We start from the raw sequence: 19,087 nt of genomic DNA, 5'->3' as shown, positions 1-19,087 counted from the left end.
CTGTGACTTGAAAAATAGATTATAGCTGCCGGCGGATTACATGATGGTAGATTAAAAGATCTGCCGGCGGGTTGCATGATAGTAGTGGATTAGAATTGGCAAAAGCTCATAAGTGAATGAAATTAGTAAGTAAAGCAGACATAATTGTAGGCATAAAAAATTAATGAGGACAACATGAGATTTAGGCCTTGCATAGATATTCATAATGGACAGGTTAAACAAATAGTAGGCAGCAGCCTTAGCGACATAGGAGACTTTGCAAAAGAGAATTTTGTGTCCGCTCAGGATGCTGCTTTTTTTGCACGAATGTATAAAGAAAAGGGACTCTATGGCGGACACATTATTGTGCTTAATTCCGCTGACAGTCCATATTATGAAGCGTCCGTAGAACAGGCTTTATCGGCTCTTAGAGAGACACCTGGATATTTGCAGGTTGGTGGTGGAATAACTGCAAAGAACGCCTGGAAATTCCTTGATGCAGGAGCTTCACATGTCATAGTCACAAGCTATGTTTTTAAAAATGGCGAGGTGAATTATGATAATTTGAAAAAGCTGGTCAGTGAAGTTGGTAAAGAGCACCTGGTTCTGGATCTTAGCTGCAGGAAGTGGATAGATAATAAGGATGCTTTTTGCAGATCAGAAGCTAAGAGGCAGGCAGCAGAGGAGGTTGAACCCCAATATCTGATCGCAGGGGAGATTGGTGCTGAGAAGAAGACAGCAGAAGAGACAGAACCCAAAAATCTGATTGCTGGAGAGATTACTGCTGATAAGAAGAAAGCAGAAGAGATAGAACCCAAAAATCTAATCGCTGGAGAGATTGGTGCTGATAAGAAATATAAAGGCCAAAACGACTTCACTGCGGATGGGAAAAAATGCGGACATGAAAGTGGTAGATACTATATTGTCACTGACAGGTGGCAGAAGATGACATCTGTGGAACTAAATGAGGATACATTGGATGAATTCTCTTCTTATTGTGACGAGTTCCTTATTCATGCAGTTGATGTGGAAGGAAAACAGTCCGGAATTGAGGCAGAGCTTGCTACCATGCTTGGCAACTGGGGCAAAATACCAATGACCTATGCAGGAGGAGTACATTCATTAGAGGACATTGAGTTTCTCCGCAGCTGCGCCGCAGGTAAGCTTGATGTAACGGTTGGCAGCGCACTTGAAATATTTGGTGGAAGCATAGCAATTGATGAACTGATTTCTGCTATATCTTTGAATTGATATGGCAAGTACTTTATTTATGCACCCCACTTATTTGTGTGAAGCCCACTATATCTATATCAAAATGTGACCTCTACACTGGAAAATGGCCTTTTGGCAATATCCGGTGTACAGTAATTATTGGTCCTACACTGGAAAATGGCCTTTTGGCAATATCCGATGTACAGAAATTATGGGCCCTACACTGGAAAATGGCCTTTTGGCAATATCCGGTGTACAGTAATTATGGACCCTACACTGGAAAATGGTCTTTTGGCAATATCCGGTGTACAGTAATTATTGGCCCTACACTGGAAAATGGCCTTTTGGCAATATCCGATGTACAGTAATTATTGGTCCTACACTGGAAAATGGCCTTTTGGCAATATCCAGTGTACACAAGCATTTTGCAAGCTTATATTCAGAGAAAAGGCGACCTGCTCATCATAGAGCAGGTCGCCTGCGATTTAGCCTGATATTTTGGAAATATTTCCGCTAACTAAGTGGAGCCTTTTCTAGCCAAGACTTTTTTAGTAGCCAAAATTTCAAAACAATAATCTTATAGCAAGAATTTCACAATAAGAATCTTACAGCAAGAATCTTACAGCAAGAATCTCACAATAAGAATCTTACAACAATAATCTTACAGCGAGAATCTAGCAACAAAGTCCTGAAGTTCCTGCGCATTCTCGGCGAGTCTGTCGGAAGCTTCTGCAACCTCGTGAGTAGAAGCTGTTTGCTGCTGAGATGCTGCAGATACATTCTGAGTTTCGTCAGCAACACTTACGCTCATCTGCTCAATCTTCTCGATATTGTGGGCAATTGTTTCTGTGCCGCCGGAAAGCTGATCTACGATTTCACCCATACGTGCACTCTGCTCGGATACGGAATGAACCTTGTTAACAATCTCGTTGAAGGTATTACCTGCTTCGTTAACAACCTCAGTTCCTTCTACAACACTCTGAGCACCTTCGCGCATGGACTCAACTGCTTCTTCAGAGCTTCTCATGATATCTTCAATAAGGTCTGTGATCTTGCTTGCAGCTTCATTTGACTGATCGGCAAGCTTGCTGATCTCACTTGCAACAACCGCGAAACCTTTACCCATCTCACCGGCTCTTGCAGCCTCGATACTGGCATTAAGTGACAATAGGTTAGTCTGACTTGCAATCTCTGCAATAGTATCAACAAAGGAATCGATATTTTTAAGCTTGTCGCCGAGACCTTCAACCATTGTTGCTGTATTTTCTACAGAATCCTTGATGGTTGTCATCATCGTAGTAGCACGATTCATATCTGCAGCGCCCTTGGTAGCAGCTTCATTGGTAGCATTGATCATGTCATTGGAAGCAACGATGGCATCCTGGAATTCCTGCATATTGCTAACAAATGCCTGAGTTTCATTGCTGGCACCTGATACGGCTGTGATTTGTCCACTGCAGGAGTTTGCTACATTTGTGCAAGAGGTAGCAACCATTTCACTTGCCTGAGCGGACTGAGAAGCACTTGCTGAAAGCTCTTCTGAAGCAGAAGCAACATATGCTGTGGTATCAGAAATCTTAGCCATCAGTTCACGAATATTTGTATGCATAAGGTCAAGAGCATCGGATATAAGACCTATCTCGTTGCTGCTCTTCTTAAGAGTTCTTACTTTCTTCATGTCGGAATTGTCACTAAAGTCACTGTTTGCCATTCGCTCCATTTCTTTAGCAACAAGTATGATAGGAGTAGTAATTCTCTTTCCAATATAGATGGCTAGGATTACTCCGAGGATAATCATTACTACCAATACAACAATTGATTTTACAATAGACTGAGTAAGTGCAGCCTGAGCATGCTCTTTATATATAGCTTCAAGTGCATCAATGTGATCAATCCAGACACCGGTTCCGATAACCCAATCATAGGGCTCATAGAGCATTGTATAACCCATCTTGGGAAGAGGTTCTGTTTCATTCGGCTTAGGAAAACTGAAATATGAAAATCCGCCGCCCGCCTTAGCGTTTGCTATGAAGTCTTTAATCATGTAAACGCCGTTAGGATCACTCTGATTAATACGGCTTTGTCCCTCAGTGTCACGACCAAGAAGTACAACGTTTACACCTTCTGTAGTGTCAACCCAGAAATATCCGTCGCCATCCATATAGCGTAGTTCACGAACATAGTCTGCTGCAATTCGCTTAGCATCTTCTTCCGTTAATGCACCGGCTAGTTCTGCTTTATGTACCTGATCAACAAGGCTCACAACGTTCTGAACCTGATTTCGAAGTTCTGATTGCTGATCCTGCATCAGGCGGTCCCTATATGCAGCGGTCTGATCTTTGTTAGTAGCAATAGTGCTATTAATTGTGAAAAGTTCGATAACTATACCTGTAAGTATTACGGCACCTGCTATAACAGCTATTAGTACGTATAATAGTGACCCTTTATGTTTTTGCATTGTAGCACCTCCATAAGAAAATATACACACATTCAGAATAGCAAAAGGTATATGGTATAACAATTAATAATATATAAAAATTTGATGAAAAGTTGGATTGAATATAGATTTTTTAGAACATAAAAATATGATAATACACGCATATGAAGTGTACAAATAGAAATGGATGATACTTGAATTATGCGGGAGAAGAGAAGGTGTACAATTTGAATGAAAAAACTGGAATGCAAACTCAAAAAACCCATCCGTTACCGGATGGGTTCGTTGATTAATCATTTGTACACTTGCTGATTCTATATATTAAGAATAAGGCACATTGTAGTCTTGATTAAAATGTTTGGCCGTTAATCAAAGCTTGTTTACGTTAACTGCCTGCGGTCCTTTTTCGCCCTGGATTACATCGTAATCAACTGCAGCGCCTTCGTCGAGAGACTTGAAGCCCTCCATGTTGAGTCCTGAATAATGTACGAATACATCATTGCCTGCCTCATCAGAAATGAAGCCGTAACCCTTCTGGTTGTTGAACCACTTAACTGTACCCTTGTTCATAGCTTACCTCCACTAAAAAATAAAAAATAGTTCTTATCGTCAAACGAGTACATCAATTGACGATATGTTGTATTAAAACAACATAATTAGGATATCACAATAGGTGGTAAAAGTAAAGGAATTATTAAAATTTTCGCGAAAAAAATCACAATTTATCTAGACTTTGGCAACATTGCTTTACTTTAATTATTTAGTGTGCTAAAATATGAAAGTCTCATAAGAAATAAACGAAATTATGTAAATAATTAGATACACTGCAGCATCAGTTTTTGTTGACTTTTTTATATTATGTTTTGACAAAACTGTTTTTTGCGTATATCATAGGGGAACTGCAATAGACTTTTTAGTTTACGGAGGGTAAGATGAACAAGAAAATTCGCACAGAAGCGGTAGGTCACTTATTTGAGGCCATTCTGTCACTTGATGATAAAGAGGAGTGTTATAGCTTTTTTGAGGATCTTTGCACAGTGAATGAGCTAATGTCTCTTTCTCAGAGATTTGAAGTTGCTGCGATGCTCAGAAAACATAAGACCTATCTTGAGATAGCAGAGAAGACAGGTGCTTCTACAGCTACAATCAGTAGAGTAAACAGATCACTTAATTATGGGGATGACGGATATGCACTTGTTTTCTCTAAGATGAAATCAGAGAATGCACAATGATAATCACAGAATAAATATATAGTGTAAGTATTGATGAATTACCATATACGGCTGTTTTTGCAACATGCCGTATATGGTTTTTTTTAGTTGCTGGCTGTAGCTCTTTCTTTTGCTGTCTCAGCTGAAGTCTTTTCAGCGGTCATTTGGCATTGCCCTTGGAAAACTGCGTTTTCATCAATCACAAGAGTCTTAGCAGACAAATCACCGATAAGTTTTCCGGTGTCGCTAATCTCAACTTTACCGGTGCTTGCGGTTACATTACCATTAATCTCTCCAGCGAGGAAAAGGTTAATAGCGGAGACTGCTCCGTTGATTTTTCCTTCCTGCCCAACGATAAGAGAACCGTTTACTGAAACATTACCGTTGATGGTGCCATCGATACGAGTGCTTTCTTTGGCGGTGAAAGGGCCGTCGATTATTGCGCCTGCCGCTATGAAAGATGTGATTGGCTCAGCAGCTACGTCTACCCCGCCTTCAGCCTTTGCATTGTTAAAAAGTGCCATTGTTAGCCTCCTTATAAATAGGGATGAAAAATATCATCCATTTATTTCAACTAATTCTTCAGGATTAATGAAAGCTCCATCCTTTTGAAGCTGGAATCCTAATTTTGTGTTGTCACTTCCGACAACAAAGAGGGTAGCACCTCTTATTACCGTATCGCCTTCATGAACAAGACTTTCGCCTGCATTTCTATAGATAGAAATATATCCGTTACCATGATCAATTGTAACAGCATTGCCGTATTTTACATCACCGGCCACTGATGTGACAGTTCCTGCACCTGCGGCAGTAATGGTAGAACCTTCCTCGGTAGTAAGGATGAGGATAGGATCATATGCGGAAGGGTCCACAGGAGTGGCGCCATCTGTATTGTCCTCGCCCTCAGTGTTTTCATTGCCATCATTTTCAGCATTTTCGCCCTCGGCATCATTATTCTCAGTAGTGACTGCATTGCCATCACCATCGATGAGGCCTTCAATTGCAATTTCGCTGGAATTGGGATCATCGTAGCTTGCAACCATGGAAGCTGTACCGGAAATAGGAAGCTGGTTCGGAATGCTGAGTTGCTCTGCCTCTGCAGCAGTTACAGCTTCTGCTTCAACTTTCTGATTCAGCGCCTGACTAAGCTGCGTGACTTCATTTTGGAGTTCAGAATTGGCCTGCGTCAGCGCCTTATTTTCCTCATCCAGTTCTGCAATTTTCACATCCTGCTGGGCTGTGTATTTTTTTAGGGATGAAACGGTAATTCCTGAATGGACAAGAAAGCATACCAATACCACAAATATAGCAAAGATAGAAAATGCCAAAACCTGAGTTGCTATATGTCCGAGATGAATGCTGCCACTGCTTCCGTCTGAATCACCGGAAATGATCATAAATGTGTAGTGGCGTTTATGCCTGTGTTTTTTTGGTTTATTTAATTCTGCCATAAAAAACCCCCATGTAAATTCAGGGATAATAATATCATAAAACCTGATAGTAGGCAATTTTCGTCGGCTTTTTTGCAGCTTACTATCAGGTTAAGACCCGTGAAATTTTTATTTATCATAATAATCGCATCCAAGCTCCTCAAAAGGTGTATTTATACGGCTGTTGTACTGCGACAGACTGGTCATTTTGCCGGTTTTGATATTCACGAGATGCAGATCATATCCACCTACGCCGCCATCTTTTGAACAGCTTATGATTATATATTTGGAAGAAACACAGCAGGTATCGGAGCTGTCATAATATTTGCTGTTACATTTTAGTGACTTCTGCGTATCGTTTTTGAGATTATATCTGATGATCTGGTCAGCGTTATTTTTCTTGCTGTATCCTCTTGAAAAGAAGAGATATTTTCCGTCATTACTGACAATTGGATAGTACGACTGAGTACCCTCTTTTTTATAGAGAGTTTTGGTTTTCTTCTTATTTATATCCGCAACCCGAATGGAACTTTTATTGTCTTCGCCCTCAACGTAATAAACCTTTTTGCCATTTTTACTGTAGTACGGCATGGATTTTATTGAAGAACCGCGTATAAGAACTTTCTGCTTTGCGGATTTTAGGTTGTACCTGACTATTCGGGTGCCTTTTCCTGATGGATTACTTTGCTTGAATATGACGTTTTTTCCTTTGGAATCGTATTTTGGATCCTCGTCATCAAGGTCGTTTCCCATGGTCAGGTTTATGGGCTTTTTATCTGCAAATGTATATTCAAAAATATCCCATTCTCCATTTTCGGTCTGTCCCATAAATACAATAGCTTTGCCATCTTTTCTAAAGCAGGCGTTCATGGGATTTTTTACATTGGTCCAATTGGAGCTAAGACACTTATGTGTGTCAGATGAAAAGTCATATAGATAAAGTCTGCTGTCACCGGCATTGTAGTCAGAATAGGAGTGATATACGATTTTGCCGGTAAGATTCGGATGGGCATGGGCGATAGTTGAAATTGATAAAAATGTGGCAACCACAATTGCAGCTGCGGCCGGATATTTTATCATTCTCATAGGTGTTACCTCCTGTTAGATTAAGATAACACTTTATAAAAAGAGAATGCACACATAATGTGAGATCATTACTTTTCAGCCCAGTATTTGTAAAAAAACAGCAACAATATGCTATAATCATAAACGTGTTGTTTATAACAACCCAAAACACATGAGTGGAAACAAAGAATAAAAAGGGTATCGTTTGGGGCAGATACCGGAAAGAGGTATGTATGAGAAAAAGTTTTGTTACTAAAGTAAAGGCGTTAGCAATGGCATTAGCGGTTTTTAGTTCTGTTTTTGCCGCAAATCCGGAGACAGCTAAAGCCGAGTCAAATATCAATCTTAATCAGCTTTACACAATTTCAACAACAGGTGTTGAAAAGTTAGATTATTCATTTCAGACTCCGCAGTCAGGATACTTCAGGGTGAGAGCAGCTATCACCGACTACAGATATTTGGACGGGGGAAAAGATGTACTTGGAAGTGCTCGTGTTAAATTAGTGTATGATTACACAAATTATCTGGAAGCTTATCTTTCTGATAGCGATGGGTATAAAACTTCTCCGAACTACAGTCTGCCTGCAGGAAAAACTGTAAAGCTTAGCTTTGATTGTTTGAATACCAATAGAAAATATACACTAAGCTTTGTTGTTGAGACTCAGTCGCCTGCTAATTTTGAGAAAGAATACAATGATACATCAAGCAAAGCTAACAAAATAAAGGTAAAGAAAAGCTATAGCGGTATAATTAATGGCGACAATGTTAATGATGTAGATTGGTATGTTTTCAAGGCTCCAAAGACAGGTAATTACAAATTCAGTGTAGTTAATACCTCTGAGGATGATTGGCTTAACTATTTCTACGTAACCGGATACAAAAGTAAGCACAGTCCTGACAGTAAGTATCCTGAATCTTTGGTATCAGCAGGAAATGGCTGGTACAAGAGCAAGAAGATAAGACTTAAAAAGGGTAAGAAATACTATATAAAGATCAACAATGGCTCCAGAGCTTCATCTTCTTACATTGTTCGTGCAACCAAAGTAAAATAAATCTTTAAGAAGGTATATAAGGAGGGTCAAAATGGATAATTTCAAGTTTTATGCTCCGACAGAAGTAGTTTTTGGAAAAGATGTTGAGAAGCAAACCGGAGAGACGGCTAAAAAGTATGGAAAAAAGGCTCTGCTTGTATATGGTAAGGGAAGCATTGTGAAAAGCGGTCTCCTTGAAAGGGTGGAAAAATCTCTGAAGGAAGCAGGTGTGGATTATCAGGAATTTGGCGGTGCAAAGCCAAATCCCACACTGGCCCATGCCAAGGAAGGTATCGTTAAGGCACTCGATTTTGGTGCTGACATGATAATAGGAATTGGTGGCGGAAGTGCCATAGATACTGCTAAAGCAATAGCTCATGGCGCTGCTAACGCCGAAAATGATCTGTGGGATCTGTGGACGAGGAAGGTGCCGCTTAATAAGTCACTTCCTGTGGGCGCTGTGCTTACTATTGCAGCTGCGGGTAGTGAGATGAGTGATTCGGCAGTCCTTACCAACGAAGAGCTGGGGAAAAAGGCAGGAATAAACACTGATTTTAACAGGTGCAGATTTGCTATAGTTAATCCGGCTCTTGGAAGCACACTTCCCAAAAATCAGCTGGCAGCAGGCGTTACCGATATCATGATGCACACAATGGAGAGATATTTCATTCCGGACAGTCACTGCGACATGACGGATGAGATCGCTGAGGGACTTTTAAGAACAGTTATTAAAAACGGAAAGACAGTAGTCGATAATCCTTCAGACTATGACGCAATGTGCGAGGTTTTCTGGGCATCAAGTCTTTCACACAACAATCTGACAGAGTGCGGAAGGGGCAAAGACTTCTCGGTTCATAAGCTTGGACATGCTCTTTCAGCAAAATACGATGTGACTCACGGTGCATCCCTCTCAGCAGTTTGGGGCTCCTGGGCAAGAGAACTGTATAAGGGAGCTGTTTCCAGATTTGCAAGATATGCGCGCAAGGTCTGGGAGATAAATGAAGAGGATGATGAAAAGGCAGCGCTACTTGGAATAGAGAAAACCGAACAGTTTTTCAAGAGTATAGATATGCCGGTTAACCTAAAAGATCTCGGAATAGAGCCTTCAGAGGACGAACTGGAGGTGCTCGCTCTGGATGCTACGATGCAGGGAACAGTTAAGTTATCCAGAATCAGACCGCTTGAAACGGCAGATGTGAAGAAAATATATAAGGCGGCGCTTGGCTGACCGCCGGGGGCTTGACTTTAGAATTATTTACATTATTACAGAAAAATACTATAATAAGAGAGATTGTGACATATGGAGCGGAATTTTATTTGACCACCCATGTGCATTAAGAATTTTATTTTTAAAAAGTGAGGTTACATTATGGCATTATTACAACAGTGGCGTGACATGGCTTATTCAGAGAAGGCTGATAAGGCACAGCTGCAGAAGCTTTGGACAGATTATTTTCAGAAGGAAAAGGACATTTATGCAATCCTTCTTAAGAATCCTGATGAGGTAGTTAAGGGCACAGTTAAGGAACTGGCTGAAAAATATAGCATAGATATTATGACAATGACAGGTTTCCTTGATGGAATCAATGATTCACTAAAGGAGCAGAACCCTATCGATGACATGACTGAGGATACAGAGGTTCAGCTTGGCTTTGATAAAGAGCTTCTTTACAAGAACATGGTAGCAGCAGGTGCTGACTGGCTGTATGGTCTTGAGGAGTGGAATGATATCTTCTCAGAGGAGAAGCAGAAGGAGCTTTACAAGGAGCAGAAGGCATCTCAGACAGTTCGCAAGGAGAACAAGGTATATCCCAACGATCCCTGCCCGTGCGGAAGTGGCAAGAAGTACAAGAAGTGCCACGGTAAGGGCAAGTTCTGATTCGCATTTGAAAATGCTTTTTCTATAGATAAAGATGCGATGCGAAGAAAATGATTTTTTCTTTATTGCTTTGTACTGAACAAAAGTCCCTCTAAGGCTTTGAGGCCTAGGTTTAGCCTGATGAGGGGCTTTTTAATAAATTAATTACTGTGCCCGGTTGGCACGGAAAAGGAGTTAATCATGACAAAAGAAGAATTTAAAGAAGTGTATCGCCATTCATTGGCACACATCCTGGCAAAAGCCGTAATCGAACTTTACGGTAAGGATACTCAGTACGCAATTGGTCCGCAGGTGGCAGACGGTTGCTACTATGACTTTGTTTTGCCTAAGGCTGTAACAGAGGATGATTTCAAGGCTATTGAGGATAAGATGCGCGAGATCATCAAGAGAAGAGAGGATTGGACAAGAAAAGAGGTTTCAAAGGAAGAGGCTCTTGCAATTTTCAAAGATCAGAAATTCAAGACAGAGCTTATTAACGATCTTCCCGAAGGCGAGACTATCACCACATATAATACAGGTGATGATTTCATCGATCTCTGCCGCGGACCTCACGTTGAGAACTCTCAGGAGCTGATGAATGTTTCATATAAAATAAAGGCAATATCAGGTGCTTACTGGAGAGGTGATGAGAAGAGAGATTCCATGACAAGAATTTATCTCTATGCATTCCCTACAAAGGATGAGCTCAAGGCTCACCTCAAGATGATCCAGGAAGCTTTGGAGCGTGACCATAAGAAGATTGGTGCTCAGCTTGATCTTTTCATGTTTGATGAGACAGCTCCCGGAATGCCTTACTGGCTTCCCAGAGGCTGGAAGATGTACCAGAAGCTTCTCAAGTTTTCAAGAGATATCCAGGAGAGACATGGCTATACTGAGATAGCTGCTCCCCTTATTGATAATAAAAAGCTGTGGCTTATCAGTGGTCACTGGGCTCACTACATTAACAACATGTTCATAGTTCCCGGTATTGCCGGCCACGTTCAGGCTGATACAACTATTCCGGATGTAGCTGAGAGCATGGCTGAGGATGCAGCTAAGGCTCCTGTAAAGATTGAGAGAGGCTCTGTAATCTATAACAGAGAGGCTATCGACACGATGGGTGCTAAGCCTATGAACTGCCCTAATGCCATGATGACATACAAGAGAACAGTTCATTCATATAAAGAGCTTCCTATTCGTTACAGTGAGTATGATGTACTTCACAGAAAAGAGAAGTCAGGTCAGATGAACGGACTTTTCCGTGTTCAGGAGTTCAGACAGGATGATGACCATACATTCGTAATGGAGTCACAGATTCAGGATGAGATTGCAGATATCATCTCAATTGCTGATGAAATCTACAAGACATTCGGTGTTACATACAGAGCTGAGTTTTCAACTCGCCCTGATGACTTCATGGGTGATATTGAGGTCTGGAACAGAGCAGAGGCAGCTATTAAGAGCATTCTTGATAAGAAATATGGCGAAGGCGGCTACGAGATCAATGAAGGTGATGGCGCTTTCTATGGTCCTAAGATTGACCTTCAGATCAAGGATGCACTTGGAAGAGAGTGGCAGTGCGGAACAGTTCAGCTTGACTACCAGCTTCCTCACAACTTTGGCCTTACATATCAGGCTCAGGACGGAAGCCTTGAGATGCCTGTTGTTATCCACAGAGCTATCTATGGTTCACTTGAGAGATTCATTGGTATTATCATCGAGAACTTCAAGGGTGCTTTCCCGTTCTGGCTCAGCCCTTACCAGGTAGGTATCGTGCCTATCCGCGTAGAGCACAACGAATATGCAAAGAAGGTTGCAGATCTTCTCTATGCAAACGGCATTGATGTTGAGGCAGATTATTCTGACAACAATATGAAGGAAAAGATCAAGAAGTTCAAGAACTACAAAGATCCCTACATCATCGTACTCGGTGATAAGGAGGCAGCTGAAAATACTGTTTCCATCAACGTTCGTGGTTCTAACAAGCAGATTCAGAATGTGCCTCTTGATAAGTTCGTTGAGATGTGCAAAAAGATGAACGAAGAGCATACACTTGAGCTTATTGATACTGTAGAATAATAATTCTGTTGCACATATTGCATCAATTAGAAATAATAAAAACAGCTACATTAGAATGCCTTCTCCTTTTGTGGAGAAGGCGTTTGTATAATTTACGTAAGAGAGATTTGTGCAGGAGAGATTTACGCAAGAGAGATTACTGTAAGAGAGATTTGTGCAGGAGAGATTGCTGTAAGAGAGATTTACATAAAGAGAGATATACATAAGAGAGCTTTAACGTAAGAAAGATTGACAGAAGAGAGATAAATGAGAAAAGAAGATAACAAGGGAAAATTCAGAACAGCAGAAAACATATGTGGAGTTTTAATGTATCTTATTTCAGCAGCGATGCTTATCTTCTCCGGATATCTTTGTTTTAGTCCGGATATATGGTATGACGAGCTGTTCAGTATACAGTTTGCTCTAAAGCCCATATCTGAGATGGTCAAATTAACAGCGGCGGATGTACACCCGCCGCTTTATTATATTATTGTGCATGTTTTTATGAGAGCATTTTCAACTATAGGCAACCTGGTGGGCATTGATGGAGCTGCTGCAGGGGCGTGTACGTCCGGACCACTTCCTGTGGTTTATGCCAAGGTCGCAAGCGTGATTCCGCTTTTAATTCTCTTTATATACGGAATAACTGTGATAAGAAAATGCTACGGGGCTTTTATTGGCGGCCTGTTTTCCTGCGCAATGATAGCTATGCCGCAAATGGCGGATTACTCGGTTGAAGTCAGGATGTACAGCTGGGTTATGTTTTTTATTACTGCTCTTTGTATTCATGCCAAGCCTTTTATTCAGCCAGATAAGGAAAAGCAGGTAAAGGGGCTTAGGTTTGGAAAGATGTTTCCGATTTTCATATATGGACTATTGGCATGCTATACGCAGTACTATGCTGCAGTAGCTGTGGCGGCGGTGTATCTTTTCCTGATCGTGTGGTCAGTCAGAAAGAATATTTATCAGCTGGGGATTATCCTTATCAGTGCCAATCTGACGGTGGTTTGCTACATTCCGTGGATAGGTGTTGTGCTCTCTCAAGCGAAGTCGGTCTCATCAAATTACTGGATTCAGCCATTAAGCCTTAGAAGCTTTGGCGGCATTATCAAATATTTGATGAAACCCGGATTCTTCAATGAGAAGCTTGCAACGGTGCTGGCTGTCTTAATGTTTGCGCTTGTTGCCTTTGTAGTTCTTGCTAACTTAAGAGATGCGTATATGTGGCTTTGCTTTATGCCGCTAATAGGAATAATCGCTTTTGGCTTTGCAGCTTCATATCTGCTTAGACCGATTTTTACATACAGATATATGATCCCCGGAATGGGAGCGCTGTGGCTGGGGGTACTTGTTGGGGCCGTGACGGGCGTTAACAAGAAAAATGGCGAGAATTTGAAAAAGAGCTTGAGTGAGAATAATGGCGAGAATTTGAAAAAGAGCTTGAATGAGAATAATGGCGAGAATTTGAAAAAGAGCTTAGCTGAGAATGATGGCGAGAATTTGAAAAAAAGCCTGAGTGAGAATAATATAGGGAACATTAACAAATTCTTTAGTGAGCGTCTCGTGAAAGGTGCTCAGGCTTGGGGGTTCTTACTTCTTTCGGCACTTATGATTGTATTTGGCATCAGAGATTTTTGGGCTTTCCGTGGAAACGAGCTCTATAAACGTGTTAATATGGAAAAAGTAGTGGAGCTTTTGAGTGATGACTATGAAAATACAGTGATCATCTGCAATTTTGATCAGGTATCTGCGCTAAGCCTTTACTATTTTAATGAAATGAGTGACATTACTCTTGAAAACGGGAAGGCCGCACAGGTTCCTGTGTATCTTTACGGAGCAATGACAGATGCTTACCTGGAAACTATTATTCCCGGAATAGGGGTAATAGATAAGCCTGCTGATGTCAGGCAGCTTATAAATAGTGGAAAGAGAGTACTGTTCCTCGGAAGCTTCAACTCCAGAGAGGATATTGTCAGGGAGTGGAAAGAAACCGAAGGAATTGATAATGAAAATACAGGCAGCTATTTGCTTGAGAGGTATTGGATAGATGTTTTTGAATTATCTTAAATTATTAGGTGAAAAAAGAAATCGCATATTTTGTTCTATATTCCTTGTTACCATAATGACCTTTTCGTGTGCAGGTATGAGTATGAAGGGTATGGCTTCTGCAGGCGTGGGCGCAGAACTTGAGGAGATAGTAGAGGGCAATAACGCTGCGAATGACGACCGGGTTTCTGAAGTGGAAGGACAAACTTCTGCGAGTAATGGTGAAGCTTCTGAAGTAAATGATCAGAATTCCGAGGGAGAAAATTCGACTTCTGAGGCAGACAGCCAGACTTCCGAAGTGGAAGGACAGGCTTCTGAGGTAGACAGTCAGGCTTCCAAAGCGGAAGGACAGGCTTCTGAGGCAGACAGTCAGACTTCCAAAATCGGAGGGCAGTCTTCTGAGGCAGACAGCCAGACTTCCGAAGTGGAAGGACAGGCTTCTGAGGCAGAGGAAAGTGTAAATGGCACAAATTCAGATAGTATGAACAGCCTTCCTGTGTCTCTTAGCTGCGCATTTATTCTTCCTGCAGGATTTAAAGCTTCAGATACTCCCGGAGTTTTTGTAAATAAGCACTATCCGCTTGAATCAGCTAATATTACCTATAATGTGCATTTGATTCCACAGCAAAAGGCGCTTACCAATGCTGAAAAAGCAGAAGGTAAAGCTGATGATGAGGGTGGAGTGGAGTTTAGCTACAATGAGCTTACCGGTGACAGATATGAGACAATGCAGAGAAACAGTTTTGAGTCATTATATGGTGAGAATATAAATTATAACCTTGAGAGTTTTGAAAATGTTGAGATTGATGGCTTCCCCGGATATAAAATAATACAATCATATACGCTCGAAGGCGCACAGACCATTCATCAGACCAGTTTTATCATGCTCTCGAAAAACAAGGTGTATACAATCGTATTCTCCAGAGCGGAGGATGATGATTTTGATGCAGCTTTTTCTGAAAGTATGGCAACAATACATATGAAGTGATTGAAAAATCTTGTGATGGGATTTCCGGCTGAGGAATATTAAAATTGTCCGGGGATTTCTTCCGGGGTTGTGGAATATTAAAATTATCCAGTGAATTCTCCCGGGGGTGTGGAATATTAAAAGTATCCGGGGATTTCTGTCGAGTCAATATTGAAATTGGATCGGTAAAAAGGACTAAATGCTACAAATTCATCCAATAATTCTAAAAAACTTGTTTGGGATGAAGCGCAAACGCTATTTCGAATAGTATATTTTGTATATATACGGGAATATGTTTAATTGCCTGAAAAAATGAGCAATAAGTGCAAGGTATCAGATTATTTGTTTCTGATACCTTTTTGAATTGTTTGAAAATGTTATCCCATTATCAAGTTTTGATGAAAATGGATGAATGAGCTAAATGATGCAGAAGATTATATGCATATTAACGATAAAAGATGTGCGTATATGCGCAAAGAAAATATTGTTATGTCTACAGCTCATGGCAGGAACTACCGACACCATGACAATCCACACACAAGCCATGCCAGGACCTATTTAGTTTGACGAAGACGCACAACACCAGCGCTATGGCAGGAACTACCCGTACTATGACAAGCTCCGCCAGCGCTATGGCAGGAAATGCCAACAAAACAGCAGGAACTACCGACACTATGATAAACCACGTTACAGCAGGTCTCAACGCTATCGCGGAACTTATTTGCTTTGGCTATGACAAGCTCCTCCAGCGCTATGGCAGGAACTACCCGTACTGTGACAAGCTCCGCCAGCACTATGGCAGGAACCACCGGCGCTGTGACAGGCTCCGCTGTGAGGGCAACCGATGCAGGCGCCCTGTTTCTTTTTCTTAATGATGTAGCGTATATCAAAAATTAATATAGCTGCAATAACGACTATAATAATAACATTAGACATATAACACTTCCTAAAAAAAACAAATGGCTTCTTGAGGGCAAAGAGGTAATTGCCACAAGAATAGATTCTTAATTAATTCAAGCAAAGTATAATCACAAGAGCAGTATTTGTCAAGAAAAACAGTTAGCAATAGCAAACGTCCGCTAAAAAAGGTTAGCAGAAACAAACACATTGAATTTATTATGGCATTAACGTCTTTTTCAGAAAAGGTTAGATTATCTTCGTTTGTATAAACACTAATGCTTATATGATATCCCGCATCCTGTAATAGCTATCCATATTGGGAATTCTGTGAATTGCCGTATCCGTGTAAACATTGGCTTTTAGAAGATCCTGTTTATCAGGATGTTTTTGGCCTTCATCAAAAACGGCAATCATCCTGTCGATTATTTCATCGTCAACCTTTCCACGCATAGCTTCGTAGCGATCACGGATGGGAGCAGGCATGGCGCCCTGGCAGAAAAATGAGCCAAGAAACACATTGTCACTTGGAAGCCATACTTTGCCTATTGATTCCATAGACCTGTAATAGGCAGGATCGTTGCCCATTCCGCAGGTTCCAAAAAATCCAACATTTTTACCGTGAAGAGAAGTTATAAGATCAATGATTTCAAGGGAGCAGGTGCCTCTGTTAACCCAGTATCCAATGAAATAGGTTTCAGCATCATGCCGTCCGTTCCAGCTTCTGATGTTGAGTTCTTCCTTGGAGTCAGAAGGCAGGGCATAGAAAACCTCATCCGCTATTTTTTTTGTATTCCCTGTTTCACTTGCATAAACAACTAAATACTTTAGCATGAGGCCCTCTGATTACAATAGTGCTGGTCAGGACTTTTTCAGAAAAGTGTTGCCACATTTTGGACATCGTATTTCAATCCGGCCCTTTCCTCGCGGAACTCTGATTTTTTGGCTGCAATTAGGGCACTTATAGATATGGAAAGATTTGTTTTGTGTCCAACTGTCTTTGAATTTTCTAAAGAAGTCCAAAAACTTATCGGTAATATTTACATATGCCGCGTTTTCACGATAACGGGCAGGAATATTTCTGGAAAACAGACGAAAATAGCTGTAAAAAAGTAGAATAACGGCAACATAATACATGAGTCCAAGTGGTGTCACAAAAGACACCACCAGCAGTATTACTGCCACTACAAGACAACTCTTTGTAAGTCTGTCAGTTCCGTACGCTCCGTATCTTCCCTGAAAAAAGCGATAGAGAAAATCTTTCATTAAGTACGCTCCAATACGATTTCTTAATTCCGGAGAACTCGGAAATCGATGACTTTTTATAAGTCAAAAACAACAGTTAAATAGCTGACAAACCCCCTCATTACAAGGAAAGTATAATTTTCATTAAGCGAAAATGCAATTAATCGCGGATAAATCTTTCTAAAAAATCCATTAATGCCTTATTACCCAAACATCAACAAAAATAAAGAAAAGTGTTATAATGTCTTGTACTAATGATAATTGGAGGACTTTATGCAGATAATCATAGTAGGCTGCGGAAATGTTGGAGCAGCTTTGACAGAGCAGTTAAGCGGCGAAGGACACGACGTCACGGTCATTGAAGAAAAGCGAGATGTCATTCAGAGCCTTGTTAATAATTTCGATGTAATGGGAATTGTCGGAAACGGCGCAAGTTACCTTGTTATGAGGGATGCCGGAATTGAGCATGCTGACCTCATGATCGCAGTTACAGGTAATGATGAGCTGAACCTTCTGTGCTGCCTGATAGCAAGGAAGGCCGGTAATTGCAATACCATAGCCAGAGTTAATAATCCCATTTACAAGAGGGAGATCAATTTCATCAAGGAAGAGCTTGGACTGTCTCTTGTAGTTAACCCGGAGGAGCTTTCCGCTCAGGAGGCAGCAAGACTGCTCAAATTCCCGGCAGCTACAAAAATTGAGACCTTTGCCAGAGGTCGTGCAGAAATAGTGCATATGACCGTTAAGGAGGATACCAGAATCTGCAATAAATCTCTTAAGACAATACAGTCTGAGATTCGAAGCAAAGTGCTTATTGCAGTTGTACAAAGAGCGGATGAGGTTTTCATCCCCAATGGTGATTTCGTTCTGAGAGCAAACGACGAGCTTACAATTGTCGGAGCATCCAGAAGCATAGCAGAGTTTTTCAGGAAAATCGGATTGCCCACTGCAAGGGTGCACTCCGCCATGATAATAGGTGGAGGCTCTACATCGTATTATCTTGCGCAGCAACTGATTTCCTTCGGAATAGATGTAAAGCTTTTTGATAAGGATCTTGAACGCTGCAAGGTGCTTTCAGACCTTCTGCCACAGGCACTTATCATCAATGCTGACGGTACGGATAAGGACGCACTTATGGAGGAGGGGCTTGTGGGAACAGAGTCCTTCGTTACCATGACTAACCTCGATGAAGAGAACATTATGCTCTCCATGTATGCAAAGAGCGTCAATCCCAAAGCGAAGCTCATCACCAAGGTTCATAGGGTTAATTACGGTGAGATTATCGATACTCTTCAGATAGGAAGTATCATTTATCCGAAGAATGTGACTGCTCAGCGTATTGTTCAATATGTACGTGGTATCAGCAATTCCATGGGAAGTAATAATATAGAAGCTTTGTATAAGATGAATGATGGTGAAGTTGAGGCTTTGGAATTTTTCGTAGATGAAAAGTCTGCTGTCATTGGCAAACCTCTTTCTGAGATGCATCTTAAAAAGGGAATCCTGGTAGCGCTCATTAACCGCAAGGGCGAGATCATCTCACCTACCGGACAGAGCGTTATAGAGCCCGGAGACACGGTTGTTATTATAACCAGCCACCTTGGGCTTTTGGACATATCGGATATACTTGCTTAAAAAATATAATCATTAG

At 41.1% G+C, this 19,087-nt stretch carries 17 protein-coding genes; 9 read left to right on the top strand and 8 right to left on the bottom strand.

Annotated features, from left to right (window positions below):
* Positions 1 to 174: 174 nt before the first annotated feature.
* Entirely contained in the window at positions 175 to 1,230 is a 1,056-nt protein-coding gene (locus ACHCNF_RS06235; RefSeq protein WP_408071917.1) for a HisA/HisF-related TIM barrel protein, read from the top strand.
* 622 nt (positions 1,231 to 1,852) lie between these two features.
* On the opposite strand, the gene ACHCNF_RS06230 is transcribed toward ACHCNF_RS06235, so the two are convergent.
* Complete coding sequence (locus ACHCNF_RS06230) at positions 1,853 to 3,649, bottom strand: methyl-accepting chemotaxis protein (protein ID WP_408071916.1); 1,797 nt, start codon at positions 3,647 to 3,649, stop codon at positions 1,853 to 1,855.
* 348 nt (positions 3,650 to 3,997) lie between these two features.
* Positions 3,998 to 4,198 carry a cold-shock protein gene (locus tag ACHCNF_RS06225; protein ID WP_022761586.1) on the bottom strand — a complete coding sequence of 67 codons (201 nt, stop codon included), beginning with the start codon at positions 4,196 to 4,198 and terminating at the stop codon, positions 3,998 to 4,000.
* Positions 4,199 to 4,560: 362 nt separating this feature from the next.
* Between ACHCNF_RS06225 and ACHCNF_RS06220 the strand changes: the two genes are divergently transcribed.
* Positions 4,561 to 4,860, top strand: coding sequence for a YerC/YecD family TrpR-related protein (locus tag ACHCNF_RS06220; RefSeq protein WP_408071915.1), 300 nt, complete (start codon positions 4,561 to 4,563; stop codon positions 4,858 to 4,860).
* 83 nt (positions 4,861 to 4,943) lie between these two features.
* Here ACHCNF_RS06220 and ACHCNF_RS06215 read toward each other — a convergent pair whose 3' ends face one another.
* The 3 genes from ACHCNF_RS06215 to ACHCNF_RS06205 all read right to left on the bottom strand — a co-directional run bounded on the left by ACHCNF_RS06215 (position 4,944) and on the right by ACHCNF_RS06205 (position 7,355).
* On the bottom strand, positions 4,944 to 5,363 hold the full coding sequence (locus ACHCNF_RS06215; protein ID WP_408071914.1) for a bactofilin family protein: 420 nt from the start codon (positions 5,361 to 5,363) through the stop codon (positions 4,944 to 4,946).
* A 33-nt stretch (positions 5,364 to 5,396) separates the two neighbouring features.
* The gene (locus tag ACHCNF_RS06210) at positions 5,397 to 6,290 is read right to left on the bottom strand and encodes a murein hydrolase activator EnvC family protein (protein WP_408071913.1); all 894 of its coding nucleotides are present in this window, start codon (positions 6,288 to 6,290) and stop codon (positions 5,397 to 5,399) included.
* Between the two features lie 108 nt (positions 6,291 to 6,398).
* Positions 6,399 to 7,355, bottom strand: a complete 957-nt coding sequence (locus tag ACHCNF_RS06205) for a TolB family protein (RefSeq protein WP_408071912.1) — start codon at positions 7,353 to 7,355, stop codon at positions 6,399 to 6,401.
* Positions 7,356 to 7,567: 212 nt separating this feature from the next.
* Here ACHCNF_RS06205 and ACHCNF_RS06200 point away from each other — a divergent pair, with 212 nt between their 5' ends.
* The 4 genes from ACHCNF_RS06200 (at position 7,568) to ACHCNF_RS06185 (ending at position 12,302) form a co-directional block, all read left to right on the top strand.
* Entirely contained in the window at positions 7,568 to 8,386 is an 819-nt protein-coding gene (locus ACHCNF_RS06200; protein ID WP_408071911.1) for a hypothetical protein, read from the top strand.
* Between the two features lie 31 nt (positions 8,387 to 8,417).
* Positions 8,418 to 9,593 (top strand): iron-containing alcohol dehydrogenase, encoded by a 1,176-nt coding sequence (locus ACHCNF_RS06195; protein WP_408071910.1) that lies wholly within the window; start codon positions 8,418 to 8,420, stop codon positions 9,591 to 9,593.
* A gap of 141 nt (positions 9,594 to 9,734) precedes the next feature.
* Positions 9,735 to 10,244 carry an SEC-C metal-binding domain-containing protein gene (locus tag ACHCNF_RS06190; protein ID WP_408071909.1) on the top strand — a complete coding sequence of 170 codons (510 nt, stop codon included), beginning with the start codon at positions 9,735 to 9,737 and terminating at the stop codon, positions 10,242 to 10,244.
* A gap of 180 nt (positions 10,245 to 10,424) precedes the next feature.
* Positions 10,425 to 12,302 (top strand): threonine--tRNA ligase, encoded by a 1,878-nt coding sequence (locus tag ACHCNF_RS06185; RefSeq protein WP_408071908.1) that lies wholly within the window; start codon positions 10,425 to 10,427, stop codon positions 12,300 to 12,302.
* A gap of 45 nt (positions 12,303 to 12,347) precedes the next feature.
* Here ACHCNF_RS06185 and ACHCNF_RS06180 read toward each other — a convergent pair whose 3' ends face one another.
* On the bottom strand, positions 12,348 to 12,506 hold the full coding sequence (locus ACHCNF_RS06180) for a pentapeptide repeat-containing protein (protein ID WP_408071907.1): 159 nt from the start codon (positions 12,504 to 12,506) through the stop codon (positions 12,348 to 12,350).
* 42 nt (positions 12,507 to 12,548) lie between these two features.
* Here ACHCNF_RS06180 and ACHCNF_RS06175 point away from each other — a divergent pair, with 42 nt between their 5' ends.
* Positions 12,549 to 14,348, top strand: coding sequence for a glycosyltransferase family 39 protein (locus tag ACHCNF_RS06175; RefSeq protein ID WP_408071906.1), 1,800 nt, complete (start codon positions 12,549 to 12,551; stop codon positions 14,346 to 14,348).
* Between the two features lie 76 nt (positions 14,349 to 14,424).
* Positions 14,425 to 15,315 (top strand): hypothetical protein, encoded by an 891-nt coding sequence (locus ACHCNF_RS06170; RefSeq protein WP_408071905.1) that lies wholly within the window; start codon positions 14,425 to 14,427, stop codon positions 15,313 to 15,315.
* 533 nt (positions 15,316 to 15,848) lie between these two features.
* Here the strand turns inward: ACHCNF_RS06170 and ACHCNF_RS06165 are convergent.
* Together ACHCNF_RS06165 and ACHCNF_RS06160 are read right to left on the bottom strand one after the other, a co-directional pair.
* Positions 15,849 to 16,184 carry a hypothetical protein gene (locus tag ACHCNF_RS06165; RefSeq protein WP_408071904.1) on the bottom strand — a complete coding sequence of 112 codons (336 nt, stop codon included), beginning with the start codon at positions 16,182 to 16,184 and terminating at the stop codon, positions 15,849 to 15,851.
* 289 nt (positions 16,185 to 16,473) lie between these two features.
* Positions 16,474 to 17,025 carry a flavodoxin family protein gene (locus tag ACHCNF_RS06160; RefSeq protein ID WP_408071903.1) on the bottom strand — a complete coding sequence of 184 codons (552 nt, stop codon included), beginning with the start codon at positions 17,023 to 17,025 and terminating at the stop codon, positions 16,474 to 16,476.
* A 684-nt stretch (positions 17,026 to 17,709) separates the two neighbouring features.
* Here ACHCNF_RS06160 and trkA point away from each other — a divergent pair.
* Positions 17,710 to 19,071 (top strand): Trk system potassium transporter TrkA, encoded by a 1,362-nt coding sequence (gene trkA / locus ACHCNF_RS06155; protein ID WP_408071902.1) that lies wholly within the window; start codon positions 17,710 to 17,712, stop codon positions 19,069 to 19,071.
* The last annotated feature ends 16 nt before the right edge of the window (positions 19,072 to 19,087 follow it).

It is taken from the genome of Butyrivibrio sp. NATIVEDY162 (assembly GCF_045999815.1).
In the GTDB taxonomy this organism is placed as follows: Bacteria; Bacillota; Clostridia; order Lachnospirales; family Lachnospiraceae; genus Butyrivibrio.
Note: the sequence above shows the minus strand (reverse complement) of the source record. Positions and strands in the feature narration are given on the sequence as shown.